This window comes from Sphingobium sp. (genome assembly GCF_048594625.1).
Taxonomy (GTDB): domain Bacteria; phylum Pseudomonadota; class Alphaproteobacteria; order Sphingomonadales; family Sphingomonadaceae; genus Sphingobium.
In genome coordinates, this window is record NZ_JBMDWL010000106.1 from 1 (window position 1) to 25,750 (window position 25,750).

The 25,750-nt window shown below is 63.9% G+C and carries 25 protein-coding genes; 12 read left to right on the plus strand and 13 right to left on the minus strand.

The window, feature by feature from the left end; translation table 11 throughout:
* Positions 1 to 84: 84 nt before the first annotated feature.
* Positions 85 to 870, minus strand: a complete 786-nt coding sequence (locus ACOJSJ_RS13465; RefSeq protein ID WP_420145485.1) for a hypothetical protein — start codon at positions 868 to 870, stop codon at positions 85 to 87.
* Between the two features lie 388 nt (positions 871 to 1,258).
* On the opposite strand from ACOJSJ_RS13465, the gene ACOJSJ_RS13470 reads away from it, so the two are divergent.
* From ACOJSJ_RS13470 to ACOJSJ_RS13480, 3 genes are all read left to right on the plus strand, one after another.
* A complete protein-coding gene (locus ACOJSJ_RS13470; protein WP_420145603.1) occupies positions 1,259 to 3,385 on the plus strand; it encodes a TonB-dependent receptor domain-containing protein in 2,127 nt (708 codons plus the stop codon).
* Between the two features lie 213 nt (positions 3,386 to 3,598).
* Positions 3,599 to 4,414, plus strand: a complete 816-nt coding sequence (locus ACOJSJ_RS13475; protein ID WP_420145486.1) for an HpcH/HpaI aldolase/citrate lyase family protein — start codon at positions 3,599 to 3,601, stop codon at positions 4,412 to 4,414.
* A 213-nt stretch (positions 4,415 to 4,627) separates the two neighbouring features.
* Positions 4,628 to 7,552 carry a TonB-dependent receptor domain-containing protein gene (locus tag ACOJSJ_RS13480; protein WP_420145487.1) on the plus strand — a complete coding sequence of 975 codons (2,925 nt, stop codon included), beginning with the start codon at positions 4,628 to 4,630 and terminating at the stop codon, positions 7,550 to 7,552.
* Between the two features lie 56 nt (positions 7,553 to 7,608).
* Here ACOJSJ_RS13480 and ACOJSJ_RS13485 read toward each other — a convergent pair whose 3' ends face one another.
* On the minus strand, positions 7,609 to 8,973 hold the full coding sequence (locus tag ACOJSJ_RS13485; protein WP_420145488.1) for a serine hydrolase: 1,365 nt from the start codon (positions 8,971 to 8,973) through the stop codon (positions 7,609 to 7,611).
* Between the two features lie 8 nt (positions 8,974 to 8,981).
* A complete protein-coding gene (gene parE / locus ACOJSJ_RS13490; protein WP_420145489.1) occupies positions 8,982 to 10,958 on the minus strand; it encodes a DNA topoisomerase IV subunit B in 1,977 nt (658 codons plus the stop codon).
* Positions 10,959 to 11,117: 159 nt separating this feature from the next.
* Here parE and ACOJSJ_RS13495 point away from each other — a divergent pair, with 159 nt between their 5' ends.
* A complete protein-coding gene (locus ACOJSJ_RS13495) occupies positions 11,118 to 11,957 on the plus strand; it encodes an outer membrane protein (protein WP_420145490.1) in 840 nt (279 codons plus the stop codon).
* A 173-nt stretch (positions 11,958 to 12,130) separates the two neighbouring features.
* On the opposite strand, the gene ACOJSJ_RS13500 is transcribed toward ACOJSJ_RS13495, so the two are convergent.
* Positions 12,131 to 12,562 carry a MarR family winged helix-turn-helix transcriptional regulator gene (locus ACOJSJ_RS13500; protein WP_420145491.1) on the minus strand — a complete coding sequence of 144 codons (432 nt, stop codon included), beginning with the start codon at positions 12,560 to 12,562 and terminating at the stop codon, positions 12,131 to 12,133.
* Positions 12,563 to 12,695: 133 nt separating this feature from the next.
* On the opposite strand from ACOJSJ_RS13500, the gene ACOJSJ_RS13505 reads away from it, so the two are divergent.
* Positions 12,696 to 13,121 carry an organic hydroperoxide resistance protein gene (locus ACOJSJ_RS13505; protein WP_420145492.1) on the plus strand — a complete coding sequence of 142 codons (426 nt, stop codon included), beginning with the start codon at positions 12,696 to 12,698 and terminating at the stop codon, positions 13,119 to 13,121.
* A 69-nt stretch (positions 13,122 to 13,190) separates the two neighbouring features.
* On the opposite strand, the gene ACOJSJ_RS13510 is transcribed toward ACOJSJ_RS13505, so the two are convergent.
* Complete coding sequence (locus tag ACOJSJ_RS13510) at positions 13,191 to 13,895, minus strand: GcrA family cell cycle regulator (protein ID WP_420145493.1); 705 nt, start codon at positions 13,893 to 13,895, stop codon at positions 13,191 to 13,193.
* Positions 13,896 to 14,012: 117 nt separating this feature from the next.
* On the opposite strand from ACOJSJ_RS13510, the gene ACOJSJ_RS13515 reads away from it, so the two are divergent.
* The 4 genes from ACOJSJ_RS13515 to ACOJSJ_RS13530 all read left to right on the plus strand — a co-directional run bounded on the left by ACOJSJ_RS13515 (position 14,013) and on the right by ACOJSJ_RS13530 (position 17,095).
* Complete coding sequence (locus tag ACOJSJ_RS13515; protein WP_420145494.1) at positions 14,013 to 14,873, plus strand: ABC transporter permease; 861 nt, start codon at positions 14,013 to 14,015, stop codon at positions 14,871 to 14,873.
* 222 nt (positions 14,874 to 15,095) lie between these two features.
* Positions 15,096 to 16,208, plus strand: coding sequence for a non-hydrolyzing UDP-N-acetylglucosamine 2-epimerase (gene wecB, locus ACOJSJ_RS13520; protein WP_420145495.1), 1,113 nt, complete (start codon positions 15,096 to 15,098; stop codon positions 16,206 to 16,208).
* A 104-nt stretch (positions 16,209 to 16,312) separates the two neighbouring features.
* The gene (locus ACOJSJ_RS13525; RefSeq protein WP_420145496.1) at positions 16,313 to 16,495 is read left to right on the plus strand and encodes a hypothetical protein; all 183 of its coding nucleotides are present in this window, start codon (positions 16,313 to 16,315) and stop codon (positions 16,493 to 16,495) included.
* Positions 16,496 to 16,594: 99 nt separating this feature from the next.
* The gene (locus ACOJSJ_RS13530) at positions 16,595 to 17,095 is read left to right on the plus strand and encodes a DUF4262 domain-containing protein (RefSeq protein WP_420145497.1); all 501 of its coding nucleotides are present in this window, start codon (positions 16,595 to 16,597) and stop codon (positions 17,093 to 17,095) included.
* A gap of 104 nt (positions 17,096 to 17,199) precedes the next feature.
* Here the strand turns inward: ACOJSJ_RS13530 and ACOJSJ_RS13535 are convergent, their stop codons facing one another.
* Complete coding sequence (locus ACOJSJ_RS13535) at positions 17,200 to 18,234, minus strand: S66 peptidase family protein (RefSeq protein WP_420145604.1); 1,035 nt, start codon at positions 18,232 to 18,234, stop codon at positions 17,200 to 17,202.
* 2 nt (positions 18,235 to 18,236) lie between these two features.
* Positions 18,237 to 18,680 carry a cupin domain-containing protein gene (locus tag ACOJSJ_RS13540; protein ID WP_420145498.1) on the minus strand — a complete coding sequence of 148 codons (444 nt, stop codon included), beginning with the start codon at positions 18,678 to 18,680 and terminating at the stop codon, positions 18,237 to 18,239.
* A gap of 55 nt (positions 18,681 to 18,735) precedes the next feature.
* On the opposite strand from ACOJSJ_RS13540, the gene dapE reads away from it, so the two are divergent.
* Positions 18,736 to 19,875, plus strand: coding sequence for a succinyl-diaminopimelate desuccinylase (dapE, locus tag ACOJSJ_RS13545; protein ID WP_420145499.1), 1,140 nt, complete (start codon positions 18,736 to 18,738; stop codon positions 19,873 to 19,875).
* 343 nt (positions 19,876 to 20,218) lie between these two features.
* Here dapE and ACOJSJ_RS13550 read toward each other — a convergent pair whose 3' ends face one another.
* From ACOJSJ_RS13550 to lipB, 3 genes are all read right to left on the minus strand, one after another.
* Positions 20,219 to 20,911 (minus strand): hypothetical protein, encoded by a 693-nt coding sequence (locus ACOJSJ_RS13550; RefSeq protein WP_420145500.1) that lies wholly within the window; start codon positions 20,909 to 20,911, stop codon positions 20,219 to 20,221.
* A gap of 102 nt (positions 20,912 to 21,013) precedes the next feature.
* Positions 21,014 to 21,292: a hypothetical protein gene (locus tag ACOJSJ_RS13555; protein WP_420145501.1), complete on the minus strand. Its 279-nt coding sequence runs from the start codon at positions 21,290 to 21,292 to the stop codon at positions 21,014 to 21,016.
* 65 nt (positions 21,293 to 21,357) lie between these two features.
* Positions 21,358 to 22,074: a lipoyl(octanoyl) transferase LipB gene (gene lipB, locus ACOJSJ_RS13560; protein WP_420145502.1), complete on the minus strand. Its 717-nt coding sequence runs from the start codon at positions 22,072 to 22,074 to the stop codon at positions 21,358 to 21,360.
* A gap of 80 nt (positions 22,075 to 22,154) precedes the next feature.
* On the opposite strand from lipB, the gene ACOJSJ_RS13565 reads away from it, so the two are divergent.
* Positions 22,155 to 22,970 carry a hypothetical protein gene (locus tag ACOJSJ_RS13565; protein WP_420145503.1) on the plus strand — a complete coding sequence of 272 codons (816 nt, stop codon included), beginning with the start codon at positions 22,155 to 22,157 and terminating at the stop codon, positions 22,968 to 22,970.
* Positions 22,971 to 23,039: 69 nt separating this feature from the next.
* On the opposite strand, the gene ACOJSJ_RS13570 is transcribed toward ACOJSJ_RS13565, so the two are convergent.
* The 3 genes from ACOJSJ_RS13570 to ACOJSJ_RS13580 are packed head-to-tail and all read right to left on the minus strand — an operon-like array spanning position 23,040 to position 24,972.
* Positions 23,040 to 23,627 carry a GNAT family N-acetyltransferase gene (locus ACOJSJ_RS13570; RefSeq protein WP_420145504.1) on the minus strand — a complete coding sequence of 196 codons (588 nt, stop codon included), beginning with the start codon at positions 23,625 to 23,627 and terminating at the stop codon, positions 23,040 to 23,042.
* Positions 23,627 to 24,517: an oxygen-dependent coproporphyrinogen oxidase gene (gene hemF, locus ACOJSJ_RS13575; RefSeq protein ID WP_420145505.1), complete on the minus strand. Its 891-nt coding sequence runs from the start codon at positions 24,515 to 24,517 to the stop codon at positions 23,627 to 23,629. The genes ACOJSJ_RS13570 and hemF overlap by 1 nt, the downstream gene beginning before the upstream one ends.
* Positions 24,514 to 24,972 (minus strand): tRNA (cytidine(34)-2'-O)-methyltransferase, encoded by a 459-nt coding sequence (locus ACOJSJ_RS13580; RefSeq protein WP_420145506.1) that lies wholly within the window; start codon positions 24,970 to 24,972, stop codon positions 24,514 to 24,516. Before ACOJSJ_RS13580 ends, hemF begins: the two co-directional genes overlap by 4 nt.
* Positions 24,973 to 25,180: 208 nt before the next feature.
* Between ACOJSJ_RS13580 and petA the strand changes: the two genes are divergently transcribed.
* Positions 25,181 to 25,747 carry a ubiquinol-cytochrome c reductase iron-sulfur subunit gene (petA, locus tag ACOJSJ_RS13585; protein ID WP_420145507.1) on the plus strand — a complete coding sequence of 189 codons (567 nt, stop codon included), beginning with the start codon at positions 25,181 to 25,183 and terminating at the stop codon, positions 25,745 to 25,747.
* The last annotated feature ends 3 nt before the right edge of the window (positions 25,748 to 25,750 follow it).

Sequence of the window (25,750 nt, forward strand, 5' to 3'; positions counted from 1 at the left end):
GGGGGGGGGGCGGGGGGGGGGGTGGGTACCTCTCCCGGCTCGGGGCGCGGGGCGGGGGCGCCGCCCCCGCACCCCCACGACCGTTTATGCGGCTTTGGCGAGCGGCGTGTCGATCAGCGCCTGCTCCACTTTTCGCGCGCATGTGTTGAGTAAGGCGGCTGCTTCGGGGATCAGGTAGCGGTCGAGAAGTTCGCCTGTAGCCTGATTGCCGAGGTTGAAGTCATTGGAGGTTTCGCCTTTATCCGGGCAGCAGGCCATCAGATAGTGATCGATGATCTTGCCGGGATGTAGCGGGACGTTGAGCGGTGCTATGGCCTGCGAGATGGCGTCAAATACGTCGTTGAAGCCGCGTTCTTCCAGTGCTTTATAGAATTGCTTCATCTTGTCGAGGGCGTCGCCCGTGCCGCTGCCGATGACCGCGCGCCGGGCATATTTGTCGAACAGGGTCCAGCGGCCGTCGGGGGCATCGAACCAGCTGAGTTTGGTGAGGCCTGACGCGAAGGATACAGTCGTTTTCCGATCTTTCTTGAGCGATGGCGCCATGGCGTCGGCAAGCGATTGGACCAGCGTCCGGCATTGTCCGGCGCGTGTTGCGATGTCGCTGTCCCATGCCGTGTCATTGATCGCGGCTGCGATCAGTGCGCGATGGCGATCGACCCATTCCGCCTCGTTGCTTTGCGGTCCCCATTGCGGACACACAACGGGGATGCTTCGGGTGACGTCATATTCTTTCGCGATTTCCCCGACCAGATCGGCGGTCATGGTTCCTGCCTGCTGCCGCTGCGCCATCAGTTGCCCGTCCTTGCCCAGCATGCGGGAATAATGTGCGTGCAGCGCCCATTTCGCGGCGTTGGTGCGTCTGTCGGTCATGAAATTGCTCCCCAAACAGGTTCGTTGCGGAGGCGTTCTTAATCTGCGATTTCGCTATAAAGGCTTAATATCGCTCCGTTTCCGGATGGACCGGTGCATCCCATATCCGGTTGGCGATATAATCGCGGGCGATTGCGCAATGTGGCTGGACCAACGCCAATCAATGCCATGGGCATGGCATATGCCGCCAATCCCTGTCCCCTTTGTAAGAAAGAATTGCGCGCCTGCCGCCGCCTGTTCCTCCAATTGACAGGCATCGCCCGACGCTATTTGCGAAGCGCATATTATTAATACGCATTTGCATTAGCAGAGGGAGGTCCAGATGTCGAAGCGTCTGCGTGCCATGGCGCGCGCCTATATGGGGACGGCCATCGTCGCGATGGCGGTGATGGGGCAGGGTGCCTTGGCGGCAGAAGCTGGGGCGGCAGACGCTGGGGCGGCAGAAGCTGGGGCGGCAGCAGCCGGGGCGGCCGCTGCGCCTGCGCCCGCTTCCGCTGATGGCGAACAGTCGTCCGCGATCGTCGTGACCGCGGCGGGATATGAACAGGATATCGTAGAGGCACCCGCCAGCATCACCGTGCTGGGCCGCGAGGAGTTGCAGGAAAAGCGGTTCGGGAGCCTGGCCGAAGCGTTGCAGGACGTGCAGGGCGTGGACGTGGGCGGCGAAGCGGGCAAGACCGGTGGCCTCAACATCTCCATTCGCGGCATGCCCAGCGACTATACGCTGGTCCTGATCGATGGCCGCCGCCAGAATGCGCCGGGCGGCGTGACACCCAACGGCTTTGGCGAAACATCGACCAGCTTCCTGCCGCCCTTTGCCGCGATCGACCGGATCGAAGTGGTGCGGGGGCCGATGTCCACGCTGTACGGGTCGGACGCGATGGGCGGCGTCGTCAACATCATCACCCGCAAGGTCGGCAATCGCTGGGTCGGCACCGCGAGCGCGGAAAGCACCATTCAGGGCGATGACCGTTTCGGCAATATCCAGTCGATCAACGGATTTGCGCAGGGACCGATCGTCAAGGATCTGGTCGGCCTGACGCTGCGCGGCAGCATATTCCATCGCGAGGCGTCCAGCATCGACATTCCGGGCGATCCGGCGCTGACGCTGGGGCGCAATCCGGTGCGGTCGGACGTCTATAATTATGGCGGGCGGCTGAGCTTCACGCCGCATCAGGACCATGACCTGTGGGTCGAGTTCGATCGCAACGAGCAGAGTTATGACAATAGCGAGGGGCAACTGGGGACTTTGGGTTCGGGCGGCTATGCGCCGCGGCAGCGGTTCAACCGGTCCAACTATGTGGTCGCGCATAGCTGGCGCATGGGCTTTGGCCAGCTGGACACGACGCTGACCCGTAACGAGACGGAGACGATCGGCCGCCTGATCCCCAACGGCACGCCGGGCGCGACGCCGGGCGCGCCGCGCACGCTGGAGGCGCGCAACGACATATTGGATTCGCGTTTCGCGGGGAAAGTCGGCGCGCTGGCCTTTACCGTGGGCGGGCAATATTGGAAGGCGCGGATGGTCGAGGGCGTGGCGCCTGAGCCGTTCAGGTTCACCCAGTGGGCGGGCTTTGCCGAAGCGACCTGGACCATCGTCGACGGGTTCAACATCACCGGCGGCGCGCGCTATGACAATCACAGCACCTTTGGCGACAAATGGTCGCCCCGCGCCTATGCGGTGTGGAACATCAATGAGGTGCTGACGCTGAAGGGCGGGGTCAGCCGCGGGTTCAAGACGCCGCGCGTCGAACAGATCGCCGAAGGGATCATCGGGTTCGGCAGTCAGGGCCGCGTGCCGTTGCTGGGATCGCCGGGACTGACGCCGGAAACCAGCACCAGCTATGAAGCGGGCCTCTATTATGACGGGCCGGGCTTCTTCAGCGGCAATGTGACGTTGTTCAACAATGATTTTACCGACAAGATCGCCAGCGGCCCCGGCATCCCCAATTGCCGTTTCACCGCTGTGCCGAGCCGGCCGAACTGCATCGACGTCGGCAATTTCCCCGCCGTCGACCTGTTCAGCCAGTCGATCAACATCGACAAGGCGCGCACGCGCGGCATGGAAGTGGCGACGAAATTCGCCTTTACCGACACGCTGTCGCTGACCGCCAACTATACCTATACCGAGACCGAGCAGTTGAGCGGCGCGGAAGAGGGACTGCCGCTGATCGGCATGCCCAAGCATATGCTGAACGGCAATCTGCGCTGGAAGCTGGGCGAGAAGGCCAGCGTGTGGGCGCGGGCGGAAGTGCGGTCGAGCCGTTATCGCGGGGCCAATGCGCAGCAGACCGCCGTGGGCGATTTCCGCAGTTACGAACTGTTCCATCTGGGCGGATCGTACCAGCTGACGCCGACATTCCGCCTGGCCGCGACCATCTATAACGTGCTGGACACCGACTATGCGGTCTATGTCCCCTATCAGACCAGCCCGACGGTGACGGCATTCACGCCCGCCTATGCGATCAATCAGGAAGGGCGGCGGCTATGGCTGTCGGCGACCGTAGACTTTTGACGGGCTGAATTTCACTTCCGTCGTGGCGGAGCGCCGTCCTTCCTGCGTGGGAGGGCGGCGCTTCGTCGTTGCGGACGTGTAAGGCTGGCGGATTGGGGCTTGGGGCCTGGGCGCCGATTGGGTAACGGATGAGGGCCGGAGCATGATCCGCATTGTGCGAGCCGTCATCCGTCGCGGATGATGTCAGGATGCTCTGGAAGGAGAGAATGCCCCATGCAGTTGCGCCATGCCCGATCCATCCTGTTCCTGCCCGCATCCAATGCCCGCGCCATCGCCAAGGCGCGCACGCTGCCGTGCGACATGCTGGTGCTGGACCTGGAGGATTCGGTGGCGGACGATGCCAAGGATGACGCGCGCGACGGCGCGGTCGCGGCGCTGGCGGAAGGGTTTGGCGGGCGGATCACGTCGGTGCGGATCAATGTCGAGGGCATGCCGTGGCACGGGGTCGAGATGATCGCGGTCAAGGGATCGGCGGCGGACTATGTCGTGCTGCCCAAGGTGGAATATCCCAAGCAGGTGAAGGATGTCGCCAGCGTCACCCAGAAACCGGTGATCGCGATGATCGAAAGCGCGCGTGGCGTGCTGGCGGCGGCGGAGATTGCAGCGGCGGAGGGATGCGCCGGGCTGTTCATGGGGCTGAATGACCTGCGCAGGGACCTCGGCATTCCGCCGTCGGCCGGGCGGGAGGGCCTGTCCCACGCGATGCAGGCGGTGGTGCTGGCGGCGCGGGCGGCGGGCATCGCGGTGTTCGACGGAGTGTTCAACCGGCTGGACGATGAAGCCGGGCTGGAGCGGGAATGTGCGGAGGGCCATGCCCTGGGCTTTGACGGCAAGACGCTGATCCATCCGGGGCAGGTGACCGTCGCCAACCAGATATTCGGCCCGGATACGCAGGCGCTGGCGGATGCCCGGCGGCTGATCGCGGCGGCGACGGGCGGGGCCGAACGGTTCGAAGGGCGCATGATCGAAACCATGCATGTCGAAGAAGCGCAGGCCCTGATCGCGCGGGCGGACGCGGTGGGGCAATGACCGTCAGGACCATACGGGTGATGGTAAGCGGGATATGAAAGGCGCGTGCGCAGCGCATTTGTCGATCGATTGGCGTTGCAGGGATGCAACGCCGTGAAATAAAATACTATAAATCCACTCAGTTCGTCGCACATTCATTGATCCCATGGGCCGGTTTCGGCGTTTGACCTGTTCGCGTTCGTCCAGCGAACGCACGGGAACAGAGGGAAATTTATGGGTCGTACCGCTATTGCGGCGCGCGGGCTGCTTGCGGCCAGCGCGCTTTCCACCATGCTTGTCTTTCCGGCCATGGCGCAGGACGCCGCCGCGGACGATGCGGGCGACACCATCGTCGTGACCGGCAGCCGCATCCAGCGCAGCGATTACAGTCTGGCGAACCCGCTGGTGATGGTCACGGCGCAGACGCTGGAACAGGCGGGCAACGTCCAGATCGTCGATACGCTGGCGCAGAATCCCGCGCTGATCAATTCGCTGAACGGCGCGCGGACGTCCGGATCGAACGCCGATTTCGGGGCGGTGGGCGTGCAGTTGCTGGACCTGCGCGGGCTGGGGGAAAACCGCACGCTGGTGCTGGTCAACGGCCGCCGCCATGTGTCGAGCCTGTCGGGTTCGGCCGCGGTGGACATCAACACCATCCCCACCGACCTGATCGAGGGCGTGGACGTGCTGACCGGCGGCGCATCGGCCATTTATGGCGCGGACGGCGTGTCGGGCGTGGTCAATTTCCGCCTGAAGCGCGATTTCGACGGTTTCAAGGCCAGCGGCCAGATGGGCATTGCCAGCCGGGGCGATGCGGGCCAGCGCTATGGATCGGTGACGTACGGCAAGAATTTCAGCGACGGGCGCGGTAACATCGCGCTGTCCTACGAATTTCGCGAAACGGACCGGGTGAGCAGCAGCGACCGCCGGCGCACGGGCGACCCCCGCTACACCTATGGCATCGTGCGCAACCCGGCCGATTTCCCCGACGATCCCAATGTGCCCGACCGCCTGCCGTTCAACGACCTGCGCTATGCCGACAGTTCGGTAGACGGGGCGATCGACCTGGATCTGGACGGCATCCCTGATTATACCGGTTCGGGCAAGGTCTATGATCGCGGTCTGTTGCTGCCGTCTTCGGGCGGCCTGACGCAGGGCGGGGACAGCACGCCGCTGGCGGGGTATCAGGGCGATCTTCAGGCCTATAGCCGCGTCCACAACATCAACCTGCTGTCGCATTATGATTTCAGCGATGCGCTGTCCTTCTTCTTCGAAGCGAAATATGTGAAGAACCGGACGTTTACGCAGAACCAGCCATCGTTCGATTTCTTCACCTATCTGTCGCCCGACAATCCCTATCTGCAGGATCGTTTCGCGGGCATCGCATCCACGGCCGACGGCGCGCTGATTTCACGCGACAATTACGATCTGGGCGTGCGAGGCGAGCGGAACGACCGTGAGACGATGCGTTTCGTGGGCGGTTTCGAAGGCGCGATTTCCGACCATGCGCGCTACGAACTGTCCTACACCTTCGGCCAGACCAGATCGAAGGTGTTGCTGACCAATTATCGCATCGGCGACCGTTACTGGGCGGCGATCGATGCGGTGCGCGATCCGGCGGGGAACATCGTGTGCCGGTCGAACGTGACGCCGGGCAATATCAATCCCGACAATTATGACGCACCGGCCAGCACCTTCACGCCGGGCGCCGACAGCGGTTGCGTGCCGCTGAACCTGATCGGCAATGGCGTGCGCAGTCAGGCGGCGCTCGATTGGGTCAATGCCGACATCATGAACCGCGCCAAGGTGCAGCAGCATGTCGTGTCCGGCTCCATCTCCGGCGATTTCGGCCAGTTTTTCGAACTGCCCGGCGGCCCGGTCGGCTTTGCGCTGGGCGGCGAATATCGCAAGGAAAAGAGCAGCTTCACGCCCGACGACCTGTTGCAGCAGGGCGCGTTGCAGGATTTCTCGCTGCAATTGCCCGAACGGGGCAGTTTCGACGTGAAGGAAATATTCGGCGAACTGTCGGTGCCGGTGCTCAAGGATCTGCCCTTTGCCCATCGGCTGGAATTCGGCGCGGCGATCCGCCTGTCGGATTATTCGACCATCGGCAGGACCACGACGTGGAAGGTGGACGGCACCTATGCGCCGATCCCCGACATCATGTTCCGCGGCACATGGTCCGAAGCGGTGCGCGCGCCCAACATCACCGAACTGTTCGCGCCGCGTAACGGGGGGTTCGATTTCATCGGCGATCCGTGCGACCCCGTCTATATCGGCGAAGGCACGCAATATCGCGTCGCCAACTGTCAGGCGCAGCTGGCCGCCGCAGGGCTGACGCCCGGCCAGATCGCGGCGTTCAATCCGGAGAACGACCCGACCGCGACCGTCAGCCTGCCCGGTTTTTCGGGCGGCAACCGCAATCTGAAGGAAGAAACCGCGCGGACATGGACGGCGGGCGTCGTGCTGCGCCCCGGCTTCATTCCGGGGCTGATGGCGTCGTTCGACTGGTATGACATCAAGCTGCAGAACGCCGTCAACACCGCCACGGCGGAGGAAGTGGCCGAACTGTGCGTGGACCAGCCGACGCTGGACAATGTCTTCTGCCAGAACATCACCCGCGCGCAAGGCAGCGGATATATCTCCAGCTGGTTCATCCAGCCGCAGAATGTCGCCAATTTCCGCACGTCGGGCGCCGATTTCAAGCTGAACTACGGCTTCAAGACCAGCAAGGCCGGCAATTTCGCGATCAGCCTGGTGGGCGGATACCTGAACAAGCTGGAGTTCATCCCGACCCCCGGCGCGACCGTCGATGTCGATCGTCTGGAAGCCTATTATCCCAAATGGAATGCGACGGGCGACATCACCTGGACGCTGGACAGGCTGACCGTCAATTATGGCGTCAGCTGGTTCAGCAAGACCCGCCGCTATACGGTGGAGGAACTGGCCGCCAACCCGGACATTTCGGAACCGAAATATCAGTGGTACAAGGAAAAATGGCAACAGGACATTTATGTCGCCTATGATGTGGACGAGCGTTTCCGCATCTATGTCGGCGCGAACAATGTCTTTGACCAGCAGCCGTCGATCGCATCGTCCAACTATCCGGTCAGCTTCGTGGGCCGGTACATGTATGCGGGCGCCAAGATCAGCATGTGATCGGGCAATGGCATGAAGGATGAAGAGGGAGGGGCGGGTTTTCCGCCCCTTTTTCCTTATGGCTGGGGCGCGGCGATCAGGTTGAGCGCGCGGGTCATGAGAGCGACGAACCGGCCTTCGTCCAGACGGGCGGCGGGATTGTTCCAGCTGGCGCAGATCGCATACCAGTGGCCGTCCTGCGCCCGGCCCAGAAAATTCATCGCCATGACGCCCGGTTCGCTGCCGCCCTTATACCCCAGATAGCGCCAGCGGCGCGCATCGGCGGGGGCGATGCCGGGATTGACGGCCAGGATGGGCAGCGCGTCGCCGCCCTGCCGCCGCAGCCGGTCGAGCAGGGCGATCACGTCGCGCGGCGCGGCGAACCATTCGATGCGGTCGCTCGCGGTCGGCACTTCGGCGACGCTGCCGACATCGACCCGGTCGCCGGTCAGGCGCGTGGCGGCGGCGCGCAGCAGGTCGCGGCGGGCGGCAGGCCCTGCTGCGACATAGCGTTGGCGCAGGTCGGCATTGGCGGGCATCTTGAGCGCGAAGGCTTCGGCCGTGGAGAGGAGGGGCAGCGCGCGGTCCGGATCGGCATGGCCGGTGGCGGTGAGCATGGCGTCCACCCGGTCGCGGCCGACCGCCCGCATCAGCGTGTCGCTGGCGCTGTTGTCGCTTTCGGCGATCATGGCGGTGGCCAGGCTTTGGAGCGTCATGGGCGCGCCATCGGGCCAGTCCTTCAGCCGGCCGGAGAAGCTCTTCGGGCCGAGCGGCACGACATCGCCCCAGCGGCGATCATGGGCGCGCACGGCACGGGCCAGTTCGGCGAGGATATAGAGTTTGAAGCTGGAGCCGATGGCCATTTGCGTTTCGGCGCGGTGAGTGCGGATCATCTGCGGCGCGCCGTCGTCAAGGCGGGCGATGGCAAAGGCAGCGGCGCCGGGCAGGGCGGCGATGTCCGCCATCACCCGGTCCAGACTGTCATTGGCGGTGCGCGCGCCCACGATATGCAGGCCAACGACCAGATTGGGCGCCTGTGGCGCGACGACCATGGTGAAGCCGACCGTGGCCCGTTCGTAACGGATTTCGACCTGCCCCGCGGTGACGCTTTCGGTGCGGACGGCGCCAAGGGCCAGCGGCGCGCCATGCTGTCGGCGCAAGTCGGCGGCAATGGCGCGCCAGCGATCCACCGGCACGGCGTCGAGGAACAGGGTGGAGAAGAAATCGCCTTCGCCGCCGGGCGTGGTCAGGATGCCGAGCAGCTGCTGTGCGCGGGACTGGTAAATGGGAGCAGGATCGGGTGCGGCGCGGGATGGGGTGGGGATGAGCATTGATATGATCAGGGCCAGCAGCGCATGGCGTGCTCCTGCGAAGGCAGGAGCCCAGTTCCACCGTCCGATCTGGGCTCCCGCCTTCGCAGGAGCGCGGTTCGGGTGGAACATGGCCATCTTCATGCGTCGATGGCTTCTTCGTCCACCGCCGCTGCATTTTCCTGAATGAAGGCGAAGCGGTGGGCGGGGTTGGTGCCCATCAGCCGATCCACCAGATCGCGCACCTGCTGACGATCCTCTATATCGTCGGGCAGGGTGATGCGGATCAGCATGCGCGTTTTGGGGTCCATGGTGGTTTCGCGCAGCTGCATCGGGTTCATTTCGCCCAGCCCCTTGAAGCGGCTGACGTCGACCTTCTTGCCCTTGAATTCCTTGGCCAGAATTTCCTCCCGATGGGCGTCATCCTTGGCATAGAGGCTCTTGCCGCCCGCGACGAGGCGGTAGAGCGGCGGCTGAGCGAGGTAGAGATGGCCGCGCCGCACCAGTTCGGGCATTTCCTGAAAGAAGAAGGTCATGAGCAGCGTGGCGATATGCGCGCCGTCGACGTCGGCGTCGGTCATGATGACGACGCGTTCGTAGCGCAGCAGGTCGGGATTGCAGTCCTTGCGCGTGCCGCAGCCCAGCGCCAGAATCATGTCGGCGATTTCCTGATTGGCGAGGATTTTGGCCGTGTTGGCGGACGCGACGTTCAGGATCTTGCCGCGCAGGGGCAGGATCGCCTGCGTTTTCCGGTCACGCGCCTGTTTGGCGGAACCGCCCGCAGAGTCCCCTTCGACCAGAAAGATTTCAGCGCCTTCGGGATCGTCGTTGGAACAGTCGGTCAGCTTGCCGGGCAGGCGCAGCTTGCGGCTGTTGGTCGCGGTCTTGCGCTTGACCTCCTTTTCCTGCTTGCGGCGCAGGCGTTCGTCCATGCGGTCGAGCACATAGGCAAGCAGCGCCTTGCCCCGGTCCATATGGTCGGTCAGGAAATGGTCGAAATGGTCGCGCACGGCATTTTCGACGAGGCGCGCGGCGTCCGGGCTGGTCAGGCGGTCCTTGGTCTGGCTCTGAAACTGGGGATCGCGGATGAAGACGGATAGCATGATTTCCGACGAGGTCATGATGTCGTCGGCGGTGATGTCCTTCCCTTTTTTCTGACCCACAAGGTCGGCGAAGGCGCGAATGCCCTTCACCAGCGCGGCGCGCAGGCCCGCTTCATGGGTGCCGCCATCGGGGGTGGGGATGGTGTTGCAATACCAGCTGTAGCTGCCGTCCGACCAGAGCGGCCATGCGACGGCCCATTCGACCCGGCCCGCTTCGCCAGGGAAATCCTGATTGCCGGAGAAGAATTGGGTGGTGGCGCATTCGCGCGTGCCGACCTGTTCCTTCAAGTGATCGGCAAGGCCGCCGGGAAACTGGAACACCGCTTCGGCAGGTGTGTCGTCGCTGATGAGGTCCGGCGCGCATTTCCAGCGGATTTCGACACCCGCGAACAGATAGGCCTTTGACCGGGCGAGACGATAGAGTCGGGCGGGCTTGAATTTCTGTTCGCCGAAGATTTCGGTGTCGGGGACGAAGCTGACCGCCGTGCCGCGCCGGTTGGGGGCGGCGCCGACCTTTTCGAGAGCCGTCTGGGGCAGGCCCTGCGAGAAGGTCTGGCGAAACAGTTCCTTGTTACGGGCGACTTCGACAATGGTGCTGGTGGACAGGGCGTTGACGACGCTGATGCCCACGCCATGCAGGCCGCCGGAGGTGGCATAGGCCTTTCCTTCGAACTTGCCGCCCGAATGGAGCGTGGTCAGGATCACTTCCAGCGCGGACTTGCCGGGGAATTTGGGGTGCGGATCGACCGGGATGCCGCGACCATTGTCGGTGATGGTCAGACGGTTGCCCGCGTCCAGCGTCACTTCGATCCGGGTGGCGTGGCCCGCGACCGCTTCGTCCATGCTGTTGTCCAGCACTTCACTGGCAAGGTGATGGAGCGCGCGTTCGTCCGTGCCGCCGATATACATGCCGGGCCGACGGCGCACCGGTTCCAGACCCTCCAGCACCTCGATGGTCGAGGCGTCATATTGGGCGGTTACGGGTGTGTTGGCGGCGAACAGATCTTCGGACATGGCACAAGCTATAAGCGGGCGTGCAAAGGGTGCAAGCGTTGCATAAAAGCAACATCGGCAATCAATTGTTACAAAGTGCGGTGCAACAAAATCGCGATCCGGGTCGTTAGCGCCGGGAATGTGGAGATAGTCGCTCCGCAGCAGGCGAGGAGTATAATCGTGAAATTGAGCCTTATCGCACCGATTGGCGCCACCTTTTCGCTAGTCCTGGCGATGCCCGCCGTCGCGCAGGACAGTGGCGCGGTCGACTGGACCGGTCCCTATGTCGGCGTGTCGTTCGGCAAGACATGGCAGAAGAAGGATGGCGGCGAACATCTGCGTTTCGATACCGATGCCGACGGCAGCTATGACGATGTCGTGCGCACGACGACGGGCGCCAACGCCTTTTCGCCCGGCACCTGCGGCGGCGCAGCGCGCGGCCCGACGCCCGCCAGCGGATGCGACGGCGACAAGAACGCCATCGGATGGATGGGCCATGTCGGTTATGACAAGCAGTTCGGCAGCTTGGTCGTGGGCGCGGTGCTGGAAGGCGGCAAGGCGTTCATCGACGACAAGGTGACCGAATATTCGACCACCCCGGCATTTTATACCATGCGTCGCAAGATCGACTGGAACGCCAATGGGCGTCTGCGCCTTGGCTACACCACGCCGGGCGGCATCATGCCCTATATCACCGGCGGCGTATCCTATGCCCAGGTGCAGAATTATTTCCGCACCAGCAATACGGCCAACAGCTTCACCCCGGTCAATGCCGAAGAAAAGGCATGGGGTTACAATATGGGCGGCGGCATCGAAGCCAAGGTGTCCGATCATTTTTCGATCGGCGCGCGCTATCTGTGGACCCGTTATAACACCGGCGACTATCGCGTCGATGTGGGTGCGGGCAGCGCGCCTGCGACCAATCCGTTCCGCATCACCCCGTCGGGCGGCGCCAGCATCAATCGCGGCGACAAGTTCGAAACCCAGAGCGTGATGGTCACCACCAGCTATCGTTTCTGATCCGATCTGAAGTCCCGACATGGAAAGCCCCGGCCTGTTCCCTTGCAGGCTGGGGCTTTTCCGATGGTGCGGTCGGCAATGCGGGTGCGCACGGCGTTGGAGCATGATCCGTTCATGCTGAAGCGGATGATGCTCTATCTTTCTTTTGTTGCCACCCCCTTCCGCACAATGCCCTATCCGGTGCGCAGCGCCTGCCAGAGATGCTGGACCTGTCCGTTGAGGGCGGCGAGATCGGCGGGCTGCATCGACAGGCGGTCCATCAGCGTTTCGGCAAGGCAGCCGCATTGTTCGCGCAGGGCGCGGCCGCTGTCCGTCAGGCGCACCTCCACCCGCCGTTCATCCTGCGCGCTGCGCGTGCGGGTGAGGTGTCCGGCCGCCTCCAGCCGTTTGACGAGCGGGGTGATGGTGCTCGATTCGAGCGCCAGCCGATCGGCGATCTGGCCGACGGTGCGGCCGTCTTCCTCCCACAGCGCATGCAGGACCAGATATTGCGGATAGGTGATGCCCATATCGTCGAGCATCGGTTTGTAAGTGCGGCTGATCGCCATGCTGGCGGCATAGAGCGAAAAGCAGAGTTGTTGATCAAGCGGTAGGGCAGCGGCCACGTTCAGTCTCCTTGACGACCCGCATAGCATAAAATGTATATCGCGATAAATATTATCTGGACAAGGGAGCAGAGTGCGCCTACACATATATTTATCGCGATAATGATTATCGCGGAATATTCAGGAGCATCCCATGTCCGTTGATGTCAAATATCGCACCCGCGCCACGGCAACCGGCGGCCGTGATGGCGCAGCCCGCACCGAAGACGGCGTTCTGGACGTCAAGCTTTCCACCCCCAAGGAACTGGGCGGCGCCGGCGGCGAAGGCACGAACCCCGAACAGCTGTTCGCCGCGGGCTATTCCGCCTGCTTCATCGGCGCGCTGAAGGTCGCCGGTGGCCAGTTGAAGATCAAGGTGCCCGCTGACGTCAGCGTCACCGCGACGGTCGGCATCGGCCCGCGCGCGGCAGGCGGTTTCGGCATTACCGCCGATCTGGAAGTGAGCCTGCCCGGCGTAGAAGGCGCGGACGCCGAAAAGCTGGTCGAAGCGGCGCACCAGATTTGCCCGTACAGCAATGCCACGCGCAACAATGTCGATGTCGGCATCACAATTGCCTGATCATCTTTGACGCGCAAAGAAAAAGGGCCGCTCCGGCAAGGGGCGGCCCTTTTCATATCTGGTTTGCGATCAGCGGACGCGCGGGCCGCCGAAGGGCAGCGGCGGGGGCGGGCGACGCGTACCGCGCGGCAGCTGCGCCTGATAGGCGCGGCCGCAATGTTCGACGCAATAGGGGAAGCCGGGGTTCACCGCTTCGCCGCAGAAATGGAAGTCCGGCTCGCCCGGATGGCCCATCGGCCATTTGCAGATCCGTTCGGTCAGGTCGAGCAGGCTGGTCTTGTCCGCGATTTCGGCGCTGGGCTTTGCGGGCACCAGGCGGCGTGGCGGCGCGGGCGGGATCGGCGCCTGCTGATCGCCCGGACCCTGACGCAGGAAGCCGCCGGGACCGACCGAAATGATGCGCGGCTGGGGCGCTGCGGGCGGCGCGTCGGCGCTGGACGCCACGGTTGCAGGCGCGGCGGGTGGCGCAACGGGGGTGGGCGTCGGCGCGATCGGCGCGCGCACCGGGGCGGGCGCAGGCGCGGCGGGCGCGGCGGCGCGGGGTGTTTCGGGTTCGGGCGCAGGCGCGGGCTTGCGCGCGGCAGGCGCGGCGGCCTTTTTCGGCGCGTCGTTCGCCTTCACCGGGGACGGGCGCGATTGCAGGCCCAGGCGATGCGCCTTGCCGATCACCGCAATGCGGCTGACGCCGCCCAATTCATCGGCGATCTGGCTGGCGGTCAGGCCGCGCTCCCACATGCCCTTGAGCTGGTCGATACGCTCGTCGGTCCAGGACAATGAAAAACTCCTCACAAATCTTTGCAGGCTTCCTATATGGGAAGCGGGGGGCGCAGGTTCAAATCCCTGGACCTTTCCCCTTGCAGCACAACGGACCAGCCGATAGTCGATCCAGCCATGAACGACCAGCCCAAAATTGACGCCGCTACCACGGTCCAGCCGCCTTTTGCTGAACCGGGCGTCCCGCAGATCCGCAACATCAACTGGGCGGGCACATGGGCGCTGTATATGAAGGAAGTGCGCCGCTTCATGAAGGTGCAGCTTCAGACCGTGTGGGCGCCCGCCATCACGACGCTGATGTTCCTGATCATCTTCATCGTCGCGCTGGGCGGCAGCGGGCGCACGGTGATGCTGCGCGGCGAAGCGGTGCCCTTTGCCGACTTCATCGCGCCGGGCCTGATCATCATGGGCATGATCAACGCCTGTTTCGCCAATGCGAGCTTCGCGCTGATGGTGGGCAAGGTGCAGGGGACGCTGGTCGATTATCTGATGCCGCCGATCGCGGTGGGCGAATTGCTGTTCGCGCTGGTCGCATCGTCGGTGACGCGCGCGGTGTTCGTGGGATGTGCGCTGTGGGGCGCGATGGCGCTGTGGCCGGGCGTGCATGTGACCCCGGCGCATATCTGGGCGGTCATATGGTTCGGGTTGCTGGGCACCAGCTTCATCGCGTTTCTGGGCGTGCTGACGTCCATCTGGGCGGAAAAGTTCGACCATGGCGCGGCGATCACCAATTTCGTGATCGGGCCGCTGGCTTTGCTGTCGGGCACTTTCTATTCGATCGACCGCCTGCCGCCGCTGTTCCAGGGGATCAGCCATGCCAACCCCTTTTTCTACATCATTTCCGGTTTCCGTTACGGGTTCGTCGCGGCGGCGGATGTGAACATCCTGTTGGGCAGCACGATCCTGCTGGCGCTCAATATCGGGCTGGGCGGACTATGCTATGGGCTGCTGCGGCGGGGGTGGAAGATCAAGGCCTGACGCGCCGTCGTCAGATGAACGCGGCAAAGAGCGGCACGATCAGGCCCATCATAAACAGCGTGGCCGCCGCGATCAGCCAGTGATGCAGCCGAGGCCATCGATCGCTGCTGTGTTCCGTCATATCCTGTCCTTCGTCCGTCATCAGCCTATGCCACATCGTTTAGAGGCTGGTCACCAATTTCTGCCACAGGCGGACATGACAGTCCCAATGAAGGAAGCGATGTGAAGGTAGCGCTGGTATTCGGAACGCGGCCCGAAGCGATCAAGATGTTTCCCGTCGTCCATGCGCTGCGTGGGCAGCCGGGCATCGACACGCGCGTGATCGTGACCGCGCAGCATCGCGGGCTGCTGGATCAGGTGCTGGAGATTGCCGGGATCGTGCCCGACATCGATCTGGACGTGATGGTGCCCCACCAGACGTTGGACGGGCTGACCGCCAGGCTGATCGTGGAACTGGGCAAGGCGTTCGATGCGGAAAAGCCCGATCGGATCGTGGTGCATGGCGACACGCTGACCACCATGGTCGCCAGTCTGGCCGCCTATTATCGCAAGATACCGGTGGCGCATGTGGAGGCCGGCCTGCGCAGCGGGGACATCCATCACCCATGGCCGGAGGAAGTGAACCGGCGCGTGGTGGCGTGCATCGCCGACATGAATTTCGCCCCGACGCAGGCGGCGGCCGACGCCCTGCTGGCGGAAAGCCGGGACGCCAAGAGCATCCATGTCACCGGCAATACGGTGATCGACGCGCTGCTCGCCACGCGGGAGCGGGTGGTGGCGCAGCCGGACATGGCGCGCGGGCTGGATGACCTTGCGGCGCGGTTCGGGGGCAAGCGGATCGTCGCGGTGACCAGCCACCGGCGGGAAAATTTCGGCGGCGGGATGGAAGCGATCGCGCGATCCATCGCCGACATCGCGGCGCGGCCCGATGTGGCGGTCATCTTTCCGGTGCATCCCAATCCCAATGTCCGTCCGGTTATGGATGCGGTGCTGGGGGGGCTATCCAATGTCGCGATGATCGAGCCGCTGGACTATCCGCATTTCGTGCGCCTGCTGGACATGTGCCATCTGGTGCTGACCGACAGCGGCGGGGTGCAGGAAGAAGCGCCCTCGCTGGGCAAGCCGGTGCTGGTGATGCGCGAGACGACCGAGCGGCCCGAAGGGGTGGAAGCGGGCACCGCGAAGCTGGTGGGCGCGGATCGCGACAGGATCGTGCGCGAAGTGCTGGCGCTGCTGGACGATGAGGACGCCTATCAGGCGATGGCGCGGGCGCATAATCCCTTTGGCGACGGGCAGGCCGCGGCGCGGATCGCCAAGGTTATTGCCGGGCGGTGAGGGAATAAGAGGCGGCGGGTTTCGACCAGAAATTGCCGTTCAGCCTCTTTCGATGAAACCCTAAAAGCTGCCATACCTCGTTTTGGGTCATGGGAGTGACAGCCGTGGTGATTGTAGCGTTGTTGGTTTGGATACTGAACATAGCGTTTGGATTTTGGCGGGGATTTCACGATCTTTTGGATGGCAAACGTGGGCAGGCAGCCATCGGCATAATATGCGTGATGGGCGTGAACACGGTATTGGGCTGGATGATCTACATGGCTGTCTCAGCCAGCCATGATTTTTGAGCCTATCAGCTAACGACCATTTTTTGCCACTCGCGACGAGAATTCCGCATTTATAAAGCGGACGTTGAATGGCGTCGATTTTTCAGGCAGCTATCCCAAATGCGAACCGCGTTAGACCGTCCCAACAGTGCGCTTGATGACCAAGAGCGTGAATTTCTTGCAGATATTCGCAAGCATGGCTGGTTCAACACTCGGGTGTTTGATGACGAGGATAAGTTACCGGATTTCTCGAATTCGACAGGTTTCTTTTCGAGTTTGGGATTTCCTGAAATCATCGTCTTCTCGCTTTCGAAGGAGACTTGCCATTCAATTCTCTGGGATATTTTTCGCGACGTTCAGGCCGGTGAAAAGCCCCCAATTGGCGTGAGAACGACCAACCTTCTCGGCAATGCAGAAGCTATATTACTCCCGGTCTCAAAATTTCAATACCATGAACATATGGGCTGGAGCCGCTGGTTTTACAGCGGAGACGACTTCCCCTGTTTGCAACTTGTGTGGCCAGACCGCGAAGGACGATTTCCTTGGGAAAGCCACTTTGACCTTAAGTTTAAAGACAGCCAACCCGATCTTACTGACAGCAGATGGCACGGATTTGGATAATTGAGAATGTCTGCTTCGTCACAACATTATATCGAAAGCCGCCATTCCGCTCTCCAGCTTTTGTCGTTGATTGGCAGACAGTCCGCTAACCACCCAAACCTGCCCTAACGCACCGCGCTTTCCAGCAGGCGGATGGTGCCGGTGGTGGCGTCCATTTCCGCTTCCACGCCCAGCGGCAGGCTGTATTGATTGGCGACATGGCCGAATTGCCCGCCCTGAAAGGCCGGGATGCCGAGCGGGGCCAGATGCTGTTGCAGCACTTCCGACAGGGTGAAGCCGCCATAGCTTGGCCCGGCGGCGCCGCAATCGGTGCACTGGCCGAACGCCACGCCCTTTATCCGGCCCAGCACGCCCGCCAGCGACAGCTGGGTCAACATGCGGTCGATGCGATAGGGGGCTTCGCCAATATCCTCTATGAACAGGATGGCGCCGCTGAAATCGGGGAGCCATGGCGTGCCCATCAGCGCGGCGAGCACGGTGAGGTTGCCGCCCAGCAGCCGCCCGCGCGCCACGCCGGGGCGGAAGGTGCGGACGCGGCCAATGCGCTGGGCCAGCCGGTCTTCCCTGCCCACCGGGTTTGTGAAAGTGGGCGTGCCCGCATCGAACGCCACGGCGCGAAATGCGTCCCAGCTATATTGTCCCCAGCTGCTGGCGGCGTTGGGACCATGGATGGTGGTGAAGCCTGCCTTTGCCGCGAAGGCCAGATGCAGGGCGGTGATGTCCGAAAAGCCGGTCAGCAGCTTCGGATTCTTGCGGATCGTCGCGAAATCGAGCAGCGGCAGGATGCGCGCGCAGCCCCATCCGCCGCGCACCGCGAAGATGCCGCGCACGTCGGGGTCGGCGAACATCGCATTGACGTCCGCCGCGCGATCCGCATCCGTGCCCGCCAGATAGCCGTAGCGCCCGGCCAGATGCGGCGCGGCTTTGGGCGTCAGACCCATGGCGCGGATGGTGTCCTGCACCAGATCGAGGTCGAAGGCGTCGTCGGTAAAGCCCGCCGGTTCGATCAGCCCCACCGTGTCGCCCGCGCGCAGGCGGGGTGGTTTGATCAGCGGCGCGGCGGTCGCGCCGCCCGGTATCGCCGCCGCCGCCATCATCGCGCCCATGCCGGTCATCAGGCCGCGCCGGTCCATCCCCATCGTCAATAGCTGCTCCCGTCCTTGTGGCGATATGCGCCGCCCGACCACAAAAGGTCGATGTCGGCATAATGGCAATCCCCCGCAGGCGGGCGACCGAAGGCGACGAAGACGCAATCGCTCGCGCTTTCGTTGATCAGGTGATGCGCATCGGGTTCGCCCTTGGGAAAGGCGGCCATGTCGCCCGCCGCCATCAGGGTGCGGCCGCCATTTTCCACCAGCACCGCTTCGCCCGCCAGCATCAGCAGAAATTCATCCTCATCCTCATGCCAGTGGCGGTGCGATGACGCCGCGCCGGGTTTCAGCACGACATGGCTGACGCCGAAATCGCTGATGCCATGCGCCGGTCCCAGTCGTCGGACCCATCGCCCGTCCACCGCGCCCGCATGTTCGGCGGGGTATCCGGTGCGGTTCGTCTGTTCGACGCTGGTCAGGTCGATCCGTGGCATGGCTTCAATCTCCCAAAAGCTGGCCAACCGGCATGGCTTTCGCTAACGCGGCGGCATGAGCATGACCAGTAGCAAAGATGATGTCGTCGCCCTGGCCCAGCAACTGCTGGCCTGCCCATCGGTAACGCCTGCGACCGGGGAAGTGTTCGCGGCGCTGGAGGCGATGCTGGCGCCACGCGGCTTTACCGTCGACCGTTTCATCGTGGGAGAGGCGCCCGACGGGCCGGTCGAAAACCTGCTGGCATGGCGCACCACCGGCGCGGGGCCGCATTTCGCCTTTGCCGGGCATCTGGACGTGGTGCCGCCCGGCGCGGGATGGACCAGCGACCCCTTTGCCCCCGAAATTCGCGGCGACCTGCTCTATGGGCGGGGCGCGGTGGACATGAAGGGATCGATCGCGGCCTTCGTCGCGGCGCTGGATGCGCTGCCCGACGACCTGCCCGGCACGATCAGCCTGATCATCACCGGGGATGAGGAAGGCCCGGCCGTTTACGGCACGCTGGCGCTGATGGACCGGATGAAGGCGCGGGATCTGCGCCCGGACCTGTGCCTGGTCGGCGAACCGACATCGTCGGCGCGGCTGGGCGACGTGGTGAAGATCGGCCGTCGCGGATCGGTCAATATGTGGATCAGGGTGGCGGGCAGTCAGGGCCATGTCGCCTATCCCCATCTGGCCGACAATCCGATCCCCAGACTGGTGCGCATCCTGTCGGCGATCGAGGCCGAAGTGCTGGACGAAGGGACCGACTGGTTCCAGCCCAGCAATATCGAGATTACCGATCTGGAAGTCGGCAACCCGGCGCATAATGTCATTCCGGGCGCGGCCACCGCGCGCATTTCCATCCGGTTCAACGACCGGCATAGCGGCGCGTCGCTGATCGAACGGATCAAAGCGATCGCGGCGACCGGGGGCGGCACGGTGGACGCCAAGATCAGCGGCGAATCCTTCCTGACCGCGCCCGGCGCGTTCAGCGATCTGGTGCGCGGGGCGATCCGCGATGTGACCGGGGTTGAAACGGAGTTGTCGACCACGGGCGGGACGTCCGACGCGCGGTTCCTGTCGCGGATCTGCCCGGTGGTGGAATTCGGCCTGAACAACGCCACCATGCACAAGCTGGACGAAGCGGTGGCGGTGCAGGATCTGCACGACCTGACCCGCATCTACGCGCTGATCGTGGAACGTGCGCTGGGGTAGGGTTGGGGCTGACGGATCTGGCCATGTTCTGACGCAGGATGTGCGGTCCAGTTATGTGTCGTCGCATCCCGCGCAAAAACCGGTTCGCACTTTTGCGCGGGATGCGGTGAATATGTCGCGCCGCGAACGCGCGTTCCGCGCCTTCGTCTGAGATGCCAGCCTGCGCTGGCATGACGGGTTTTGGGGGCGGGTTTTCTGGAGCGGAATCTGGGAGCGGCTTTCCGATTCGGCGGGGTCGGAATGGGCCTTCATTTCTGGTGGGGTGGCGTGGTGCCTGCCCCACCCCAACCCCTCCCCTGAAGGGGAGGGGCTTATCCGTTCGAAGCGCGCGAAGGCGGCGATGTCAGGGCTTTACGCCGATCCGGTCATTCCACGCCTGATGGCAGACGGGTTGCAGCACGCCCTTTTTCCAGCAGCTGGGGTCCAAGGAGGGCATGGCGAGGGCATAGTCGTAGCCCGGCGATCCGTAAAATTGTTCGCCCGCCAGAACCAGCGACTTCTTGATCGAGCCAAGGCCGTTGCGGGCCACTTCGTTAAGGGCGCCGCGATCCGCGAAGATCGCCTGACGCCCCACTTCTGCGGTGGTCTGGCAAAAACCCTTTTGCGCCTGAACGGTGGAATAGCCCGAATAGATGCGGGTATTATACATGTCCGAAGCGGACTGGCCCGCGCGCCCCTTGCCCACGGTGCGCTGGAAATAGCCGAGCAGGGTGGCCTGCGCCGCGTCCAGTTCCGCATCATGATGGGCGATCATGGCGTTATAATTGCTGATCGCCAGCAGCGTGGGTTCGAACTGGCATTGCAGCGCGGCGACGTTCAGCGCGGCGCGCAGGTTCCAGGCAAGACCCGCCTTCACTTCGGCAGCGGTGGCGCCGGGCAGGCCCATGGCGGTCGCGGCGGCATCGTCGGTCAGGGGCGGGGCGCTGAGGTCGGGCGGCGACCAGAAAAATTGCGCGGCGGCGGGTTGCGCCACCATGGGCGCGGCCGCCAGGATGAGCGCGGTCAGCGCACGGCGCAGCGGAAAACGGACATTCATCGATCAAGCCCCTCTTGAATCACGCCAAAATCGGGCGCGACCATTCTATCATGCCACTCTTCTATCGTTTCACTGTATCAGCGCTGAACGATCCTGCCAGCCTTATTGATCGGACAGGACTTCGGCTTCTTCGGCCGGGGCCTTTTCGGCTGGCGCTTTTGCTGCGGGCGCGCTGCTGTTGCTCGCGGCGTTGGCGCTGGGCAGGGTGACGGCCGTGCCTTCGCTCTGCACCCCGTCCAGATCGGTCATGGCGTCGGTCGCGGTGCCGTCCACCACCTCCATATCCTTCATCTGCACCTTGTTGCCGCCGTCTTCCTTGCCGCCGCAGGCCGCCAGCGTCAGGCAGGCGGCGATCAGGGTGGCGGTAAAGACATGGCGCATCCGGTTATCCTTAAAAGAAACAATCGACAGCCCGGCGGCCCCCCACCGGAAAATAAGGCGCGACCCTAGCTGGCCGTATCGCATTGCTCAAGCCCCGTGCCGCAGCGGGCCAAGCGGCTGAGAAAGGCGGGAAAATGTGCCTTCAACGCCGCATCGAGCGCGGCCATGGAAGCGTTGCCGCGCAATGCGGCGATGCTGGTGACGGGAAATTCGCTGATCCCGCACGGCACGATGCCCCCGAAATGGGACAGGTCGGGATCGACGTTGATGGCAAAGCCGTGCAGCGTCACCCAGCGGCGCACACGGATGCCCAGCGCGCCGATCTTGGCTTCCCGCCCATGGGGATCGTCCGTCCAGATGCCGATCCGTCCTTCGGCACGGCGGGCCGCTATGCCAAGATCGCCCAGCGCCGCGATCATCCAGCCTTCCAGATGGTGGACGAAGTTGCGGACATCCTTGCCCCGATGGCCAAGATCGATGTTGAGATAGCCGATGCGCTGGCCCGGCCCGTGATAGGTGTAGCGCCCGCCGCGCCCGGCATCATGCACGGGAAAGCGCGGGTCGAGCAGTTCGGCCGGATCGGCGCTGGTGCCCGCGGTATAGAGCGGGGCATGTTCGAGCAGCCACACCCGTTCGGCCGCTTCGCCCGCATGGATGGCGGCGGCGCGGGCCTCCATATCCGCGAGCGCGGCGGGATAATCGACAAGGCCCGGATCCACCCGCCATTCGACGGCGGCGGGAAAGGGCAGGGCGGCAGGAAGATCGGGTGTCGGATCGGGCATGGTGGCTTCCTTGACTTGCGCGGGGCGAGCGATCAAGTCTCGCGCCGCACAATCAGCATCATGGGGCAGGCAGCATAGATATGGCGACAATGTCGATCGGCAAGGCGTGGGAAGAGGCGACGGCCTTTGTCGCGCGCGAAGCGGCGCTGCTGTTTCCCGTGGCGCTGCTGTTCGTGGCGCTGCCCGGCCTCATCCTTCAGGAAATGACGCCGCCGCAATTGCAGGCATGGCTCGCACAGCCAAAGGCCGACACGATCCCCGCCATGCCGCCCGGTTTCGGGCTGGCCATGGTGATCACGATCCTGTTGATCTGGTTCGGGTCGCTGGCGCTGTTCGCGCTGGCGCTGCGCCCCGGCATCAGCGTGGGGGAAGCGTTGCGCATGAGCTTCGCCCGGCTGCCGGTGCTGATCGGCACGGCGCTGGTCGCGGTGGGGGCGGTTGCGGCGCTGTTCGTGATCGCGGCTGTCGTGGGCGTAGCGATCGCCCTTGCGTCCAAGCAGATGGCGGCGGCGGTCAGCATGCTGCTGGGCTTTGGCGCGGCGGGCGTGGTTTTCTATGCGAGCATCCGGCTGGTGCTGCTGAACCCGGTGGTCATCGACGGCAGGTTGGGCGTGATGGATTCGCTGCGCCGGGCATGGGCGCTGACCAGGGGGCATTTCGGGCGGCTGTTCGGTTTTCTGGTGGTCGTCATGCTGTTGTCCACCATCGCCGGGTCGGCGGCGCAGGCGATCATCGGATCGCTGGGCGGGCTGGTCGCCGGGCCGGACGGCGCGCGGCTGGCAGGGGGCATCGCCGGGGCGGCGGTGTCCGCTGTGGTGCAGGTCTATATGCTGGTGATGCTGGCGCGGCTGTACCGGCAGGCGTTGCCGCAGGATGTGACCGACGTGTTTCGGTGATTTTTGATATGCGCCAGCGGGCGGGGGCCGCCACGAAATGCGCTCTTGCGCGCATTGCGTGACGGCCTCTTACACGTCCAGCAGGGGTATGTGCGGCGCGGCGTCGCGGGGCAGGATGCCCGCCAGCCGGGGGTCGGCGAAGGTTTCGATGTCCCGGCCATAGGGCGTGAAGCCCGATTTCATGTAGAAGCCGAGCGCGGCGGGGCTGTCCAGCGTGCAGGTGTGGACCCAGAAACGATCCACCCCCTTGCGCCATGCCAGCGATTTCGCCTGCGCCATCAGCCAGCGGCCCAGCCCCTTGCCATTCAATTCCGGCACAAGCCCGAAAAAGCCAAGCTCGCAGTCGGGCAGTTTGCGAAAATCCAGTTCCAGCAGGCCGACTTCGGTGCCGCGCGGATCGGTGACGGCAAAGACCTCCACCGCCGGGTCGTGGAGGATGGCGGCCAGTTCCGCGTCGGGCATCACGAGGCGCGAAAACCACAGCCATGGCGCGCCGACGCGGCGGAACAGGGCGCGATAGGCGTCCGGGTCGGGCGCTTTCCACGGGACGAGGCGCAGGGGCGCGGGCGGGATGGGCGCGGGCCTGGGGCGTTCGCGCATTTCCAGATGAGTGACCACCGTCGCCACCATGCCCGGTTCCACGGGGATGAAGGGCATCAGCTCCAACTCGCCATCGGCGGCAGGCTCATCAGAATGGCGTCGATATTGCCGCCGGTCTTGAGGCCGAACAGCGTGCCGCGATCATGCACCAGATTGAATTCGGCGTAGCGGCCGCGCCATTCGAGCATGGTGCGATAGTCGGCATCGGTCCAGGCATCGTCCATCCGCCGCCGCACGATGGGGGTGAAGGCGGCGAGGAAGGCGTCGCCGACCGAGCGGGTGAAGGCGAAATGGGCGTCGAAGGCCGCATCGTCCGCACATTCGAGATGATCGTAGAAAATGCCGCCCACGCCGCGATGGACGTTGCGATGGGGGATGAAGAAATATTCGTCCGCCCATGTTTTGAAGCGGGGATAATAGTCCGCATCATGCGCGTCGCAGGCGGATTTCAGCACATCGTGGAAATGGGCGGTGTCTTCGTCGCGGGGCAAGGGCGGGTTGAGATCCGCGCCGCCGCCGAACCAGCTTTTGGTGGTGACGAGATAGCGGGTGTTCATGTGCACGGCGGGCACATGCGGGTTGGCCATATGCGCGACCAAACTGATCCCGGTGGCGAAGAAGGCGGGATTTTCGGCCGCGCCATGGATGGTCTGGGCAAAGGCGGGGGCAAATTCACCGCCCACGGTCGATATGTTGACGCCGACCTTCTCGAAAATCCTGCCCTTCATGACGCCGCGCACGCCGCCGCCGCCCTGACCGGGTTCCTGCCCTTCGGCTTCGCGGTCCCATGGCGTGAAGTCGAACCGGGCGTCGCCGCCCGCTTCGCGTTCGATCGCTTCAAATTCGGCGCAGATGCGGTTGCGCAGCGATTCGAACCAGTCGCGCGCAGCCTGTTGCCGGGCATCGAGGGCGAAAGGCACGGCGGGGACAGGGGGGGTGGCGGTCATTCGGGGAACTTTCCGGTCTGGCGAAGGGCTTCGGCGACGGCGATGCCGGTCGAAACGGCGATGTTGAGGGACCGGAACCCCGGTGCCATGGGGATGCGGATGCGGACATCCGCAATATCCCGTACATCGGCGGGGACGCCAGCGCTTTCGGACCCCATCAGCAGCACGTCGTCCGCCTGAAACCGCACATCCGGCAATTTTTGCGAAGCATGGGCGCTCATCAGCAGCAAACGGCGGCCCTGCGCCCGCCGATCCGCGTCGAATGCCGCGAAATTGGCGTGGCGGGTGACGTCGGCGGATTGCCCATAATCCATCGCCGCGCGTTTCAGGCGCGCGTCGGAAAAGGCGAATCCGGTGGGCATGATGATGTCGACAGGGACCGCAAAACAGGCGGCCAGACGCAGGATTGCGCCGACATTGCCGGCAATTTCCGGTTGATAAAGGGCGATACGCATGGGGCAGCGCCATAATGCATCAGGAGCATTTGCAACAGGGGAGGTGATATTGCGACTGGCAAAGCCGACGCAGTAAGGTTATCACGCCCATCGAACCACACCGGGGGGTTAACGGTGTCGGCCCAGGCCAGACATCCAAATCCCTTGATAATCAGGGCCGTTAACGGCATTCCGGTGTGACAGGGAAGTCTTGCAAGGGTAGAGGTGCATGGCGATCGTTGAACAAACAGACGGTACGGGTCCATCCGGCGAAGATGGCGTACGCCGCCGGGATTTCATCAACATCGCAGCGGTCAGCTTCGCCGGGGTCGGCGGGGTCGCCGTGGTTCTCCCCCTGATCGACCAGATGAACCCCAGCGCGGATGTGCTGGCGCTCGCATCGACCGAGGTCGATCTGTCGGCGATCCAGCCGGGGCAGGCGATCAAGACCACATTCCGGTCGCAGCCGCTGTTCGTGCGGCAGTTGACGCCCAAGGAAATCGCCGAAGCGGACAAGGTGGACGCATCCACCCTGCGCGACCCGCAGACGCTGGAAGAGCGCACGGTCGACGGCAAAAAACAGTGGCTGGTGACGATGGGCGTGTGCACCCATCTGGGCTGTGTGCCGCTGGGCGCGGGAGAGGGCGAGAATAAAGGCGAATATGGCGGATATTTCTGCCCCTGCCACGGGTCGTCTTACGACACCGCCGCCCGCATCCGCAAAGGTCCGGCGCCCAAAAATCTGGAAGTTCCGAAGTTCGCCTTCACTTCCGACACCGCCATTCTTGTTGGGTAAGGG